The following is a 4817-nucleotide window of genomic DNA, read 5'->3' as shown; positions in this document are numbered from 1 at the left end:
CGCAGGTCCGCGAGGGTCTTGCCCGCCGCCCGCGCGAGCCGTTCGCCGCGTCCGGTCAGCGGCACGTCCGTGCGCCCGGTGTGCCTGCCGGTGCTGGACCACTCGGTCTCGCCGTGCCGCAGGACGAAGATCCGGTGCTGCGCCGATTCCGCCACACCCCGAAGTCTAGGTGCGCCGGGTGCACGAAAAGACGCCGGCCGGACGGGTGCGTTCCCGCCGGCCGGCGCCTTGGTCGCTACCGGGAGCTCAGCCCTTCTTGGTCTCCCAGAAGATTTTGTCGATCTCCGCGATGTAGTCCAGCAGCTGCTGCCCGGTGGAGGGGTCCATCGAACCCTTGGTGCCGGTCGCCCCAGCGGCCTTGGTGGCCTTGTTGACCAGCTCGTGCAGCTGCGGGTGCTTCTCGAAGTGCGGCGGCTTGAAGTAGTCCGTCCACAGCACCCACAGGTGGTGCTTGACCAGCTCGGAGCGTTCCTCGGCGATGATGATCGCGCGAGTGCGGAACTCCTGGTCCTCGTTGTTCTGGTACTTCTCCTGGATCGCCTTGACCGACTCGGCCTCGATCCGCGCCTGCGCCGGGTCGTACACGCCGCACGGCAGGTCGCAGTGCGCGGTCGCCTCCAGCTTGGGGCTGAGGATTCGGGACAGTAGACCCATCATTCCTCCCTGACAGTGAATGCTCCGACGGGCGTGACCCTACTCTCGAAGATCCGGGACGTCTTCCTGGAGGGCGGGCTCCGCAGGCGGGCGCGCGCCCGGTTCGAACGGGAGGTGACGTGGTGTCGCGGCTGGACCGCTGGCCTTGGCGGCGGGTGCTGGTGCGGGGTGGCTCGATGGTGCCGTCGCTGCACGACGGGGACGTCGTCGTGGTGCGCACGAGAGCACCGGCGAAGCCGGGCGACGTGGTGCTCGTGCGGTGGGATGCGCGGCCGGAGCAGTTGTCGGTGAAGCGGGCGCTGCGCGAGGACGGCGGCGGTTGGCACGTGCGGGGTGACAACGCGGGAGCGTCCACCGACTCGCGGTCGCTCGGGCCTGCGCGGGTGTTCGGCGTGGTGGTTTGTCGGTTGTGGCCGAAACCGCGGCGAATGCGTCGTGCGCAGGCAGAGTGATCGGCGTTCACTTTCTTTACATCGTTTACGTAAACAGGGTTCACAGTAGCGCTGCGGGACTGCATGCTCACGCTCCATGAGTTTCACCCGCAGGCGCATGCTCGGGCTCGCGGCGCTGCAGACGGCCGCCGCGCTCGGCATCGGCACAGTCTCCACCCGCCCCGCGAAGGCCGCCGAACGCTCCTACGTACCCGCCGTCGTCGTCGGATCCGGCTACGGGTCGGCGGTCACCGCGCTGCGACTCGGCGAAGCCGGCGTTTCCACGCTGATGCTGGAGATGGGGCGCAGCTGGAACACCGCCGCCGACGACGGCACGATCTTCTCCTCGATGCTGACCCCGGATCACCGCAGCATGTGGTTCCGCAACCGCACCGAGGCACCGCTGGCGAGCTTCCTGTGGCTGGACCTGGCGAACCGCGACATCAAGCCGTTCGCCGGCGTGCTGGACAAGGTCCACTTCGACGAGATGTCGGTCTACACCGGACGCGGCGTCGGCGGCGGCTCGCTGGTCAACGGCGGCATGGCGGTGACACCGCGGCGGGACTACTTCGAGCAGATCCTGCCGCAGGTGGACGCCGAGCAGATGTACGCGCGGTACTTCCCGCGGGCCAACCGGATGCTGGGCACCAACTCGGTGGACCGCTCGTGGTTCGAGCAGTGCGAGTCCTACCGCTACGCGCGGCTTTCCCGGCAGCAGGCGGGCGCGGCCGGGTTCCGCACGGCGTTCGTGCCCAACGTCTACGACTTCGACTACATGCGGCGGGAAGAGGCCGGCGAAGTGCCGAAGTCCGCGCTGGCCTCCGAAGTGATCTACGGCAACAACCACGGCAAGCGCAGCCTGGACAAGAGCTACATCCCCGCGGCGCTCGGCACCGGCAACGTGACGTTGCAGACCCTCACGCAGGTGCGGTCGGTGCGCCGCGAGCCGGGCGGGAACTACGTGCTGACCATCGAGCGCATTGACGAGCTCGGCGAGTCCCGCGGTACCAGCGAGATCGCCTGCAAGCACCTGTTCCTCGGCGCGGGCAGCGTCGGCTCCACCGAGTTGCTGCTGCGCGCCCGGGAAACCGGTGCGCTGCCCGAGCTCTCCGACGCCATCGGTGAGCAGTGGGGCAACAACGGCAACGTGATGCTCGGCCGCGCCAACCACCCGTGGAACGCGACCGGGATGGTCCAGTCCGGAATGCCCGCGCTCGGCATCGACAACTGGGACGACCCGGTGAACCCGGTGTTCGCCGAGATCGCACCGGTGCCCGCCGGGGTCGAGACGTTCGCGAGCCTGTACCTGGCGATCACCCGCAACCCGGAACGCGGCCGGTTCGTCTACGACGCCGCGAGCGACTCGGCGAAGCTGCGGTGGACGGAATCCCAGACCCAGCCGTCGATCGACGCTGCGAAGGCGGTGTTCGACCGGATCAACCGGGCCAACGGCACCGCGTACCGGCACGACCTGTTCGGCGACGACCGGGCCTTCGAGAGCCGGTTCACCTACCACCCGCTGGGTGGCTGCGTGCTCGGCCACGCCACCGACGACTACGGGCGGGTGCGCGGCGGCACGAACCTGTACGTCACGGACGGCTCACTGATCCCGGGTTCGACCGGGGTGAACCCGTTCGTCACCATCACCGCGCTCGCCGAGCGCAACGTGGAACGGGTTCTCGCCGAGGACTTCTGAGGTTCAGGACCGGGCGGCGTGCTGCTCGCGGAGTTCCGCGTAGCGCGCCTGGCACGTTTCGTAGGCGGGCAGCAGTCCGCGTTCGGCGGCTTCGGCGAGCGTGGGCGCGGCCCGGTCCTTCTCGGAGAGCACGGGCTCGCCGGACAGGTAGTGCTCCCACGGCAGCCCGAGTTCGGCGTCCAGCGGCGCGATCCCGTGCTCCGCGCTGGGGTTGAACGGCGTGGAGCACAGGTAGGCCAGCACCGTGTCGTCCTCCAGCGCCAGGAAGGCGTGGCCGAGTCCTTCGGCGGTGTAGAGCGCGCGGTACTCGGTGGAATCCAGCTTCGCCGCGGCCCACTGCCCGAACGTCGGGGACCCGACCCGGATGTCCACCACCACGTCGATCAGCGAACCCTGCGGGCAGTACACGTATTTGGCCTGCCCGGGCGGCACGTCCGCGAAGTGCACGCCGCGGATCACGTTGCGCGCGGAAACGCTGTGGTTCGTCTGCGCCAGCCGCAGCGGGTGGCCGACGGCTTCCAGGAACGCCGACTCCTGGAACGGCGCCACGAAAAGGCCGCGGTGGTCGGGGAAGGACTTCGGGGTGAACTCGTGCACACCGCTGATCTCGAAGGAGCGAACTCGCACGGCGGGCACTCTATGACCGCGCCGGTCGCTGCGTGCGGTGTGGTCCGCGGTCTCGCGGGGGTGGACCGCGGACGGGGTTCGGCGGGAAAATCCGGAAATCTTGCCGTGCTGCGAAGGTTCGACCGGAAACCGCAGTCGTTACACCCGGCTGCTCGATCAAGTCTGTGACCCTGGTCGCAGACAGTCATCGGCGCTGCTGGCACACTGGACGAACCGCAGCGTCCACCGGTCCGCCGTCCGCACCAGGACGACCGGGACCGGTCTCCGACGCCCGCCGTGGCCGGAACCAGCCAGGCAGGCGCGTCGCCGGGTGGCTCGCCGCCACCCATTCGCTCCGGGACCGGGCTCCGTCGCCCGTCCCGCAGGCCATGGCAACAGGAGGGACGCCGTGACCACTGTGAACGACCACACTTCCACTTCCCCCGGCGGTACCGAACTCACCGACGAAGAGATCTTCCGCGCGCACGAGGGCGGCAAGCTCGGCGTCGAGGTGACCGCGCCGCTGTCCAGCCCGCGCGATCTCTCGATCGCCTACACGCCCGGCGTCGCCGACGTCAGCCGCGCCATTTCCGGTGATCAGACCCTCGCCGACCGCTACACCTGGACCCAGGACCTGGTGGCCGTGGTCAGCGACGGCACCGCGGTGCTCGGGCTGGGCGACATCGGGCCGCGGGCATCGCTGCCGGTCATGGAGGGCAAGTCGGCGCTGTTCAAGAGCTTCGGCGGGCTGAACTCCATCCCGCTGGTGCTGGACACCACCGACGTCGACGAGATCGTCGAGACGCTGGTGCGGCTGCGGCCCTCGTTCGGTGCGGTGAACCTGGAGGACGTCGCCGCGCCCCGCTGCTTCGAGCTGGAGCGGCGGCTGATCGAGGCGCTGGACTGCCCGGTGATGCACGACGACCAGCACGGCACCGCCGTGGTCACCCTCGCCGCGCTGCGCAACGCCTGCAAGGTCACCGGCCGCGAGCTGAGCTCGCTGCGCGTGGTGATCTCCGGGGCGGGTGCCGCGGGCGTGGCCTGCGCGGAGATCCTGCACACCGCGGGGGTCGGCGAGATCGTCGTGCTGGACTCGCGCGGGGTGCTGCATTCCGGTCGGGACAACCTCACTCCGATCAAGCAGGAGCTGCTCGGCTACACCAACCCGCGCGGTGTCACCGGCGGGTTGGGTGAGGCGCTGAACGGCGCCGATGTGCTGATCGGCGTGTCCGCCGGGCAGATCCCGGAGGATCTGATCGCGACCATGGCGCCGGGCGCGGTCGTGTTCGCGCTGTCCAACCCGGACCCCGAGGTGCACCCGGACGTCGCGCGGCGGCACGCCTCGGTGGTCGCGACCGGGCGCAGCGACTTCCCGAACCAGATCAACACCGTGCTGGCGTTCCCGGGGATCTTCAAGCGCGCGTTGCAGG

At 69.6% G+C, this 4817-nt stretch carries 6 protein-coding genes; 3 read left to right on the top strand and 3 right to left on the bottom strand.

Annotated elements, in window-relative coordinates; genetic code table 11:
* Both IJH84_RS02495 and sodN read right to left on the bottom strand, forming a co-directional pair.
* The coding region (locus tag IJH84_RS02495) for a histidine phosphatase family protein (RefSeq protein WP_295139742.1) at nt 1-155 on the bottom strand (155 nt) is incomplete at its 3' end.
* Between the two features lie 91 nt (nt 156-246).
* Nucleotides 247-654: a superoxide dismutase, Ni gene (sodN, locus tag IJH84_RS02490; protein WP_200073218.1), complete on the bottom strand. Its 408-nt coding sequence runs from the start codon at nt 652-654 to the stop codon at nt 247-249.
* Between the two features lie 122 nt (nt 655-776).
* Here sodN and IJH84_RS02485 point away from each other — a divergent pair, with 122 nt between their 5' ends.
* Together IJH84_RS02485 and IJH84_RS02480 are read left to right on the top strand one after the other, a co-directional pair.
* Nucleotides 777-1106, top strand: a complete 330-nt coding sequence (locus IJH84_RS02485) for a S24/S26 family peptidase (protein WP_295139739.1) — start codon at nt 777-779, stop codon at nt 1104-1106.
* Nucleotides 1107-1182: 76 nt separating this feature from the next.
* On the top strand, nt 1183-2781 hold the full coding sequence (locus tag IJH84_RS02480; protein ID WP_295139737.1) for a GMC oxidoreductase: 1599 nt from the start codon (nt 1183-1185) through the stop codon (nt 2779-2781).
* A gap of 3 nt (nt 2782-2784) precedes the next feature.
* Here IJH84_RS02480 and IJH84_RS02475 read toward each other — a convergent pair whose 3' ends face one another.
* On the bottom strand, nt 2785-3408 hold the full coding sequence (locus tag IJH84_RS02475) for a dTDP-4-dehydrorhamnose 3,5-epimerase family protein (protein ID WP_295139734.1): 624 nt from the start codon (nt 3406-3408) through the stop codon (nt 2785-2787).
* A 388-nt stretch (nt 3409-3796) separates the two neighbouring features.
* Here IJH84_RS02475 and IJH84_RS02470 point away from each other — a divergent pair.
* A partial coding sequence (locus IJH84_RS02470; protein ID WP_295139732.1) for a malic enzyme-like NAD(P)-binding protein occupies nt 3797-4817 on the top strand: 1021 nt, incomplete at its 3' end.

Origin of the sequence: Saccharopolyspora sp. (assembly GCF_017434145.1) — a bacterium.
GTDB lineage: Bacteria > Actinomycetota > Actinomycetes > Mycobacteriales > Pseudonocardiaceae > Saccharopolyspora_C > Saccharopolyspora_C galaxeae.
Note: the sequence above shows the minus strand (reverse complement) of the source record. Positions and strands in the feature narration are given on the sequence as shown.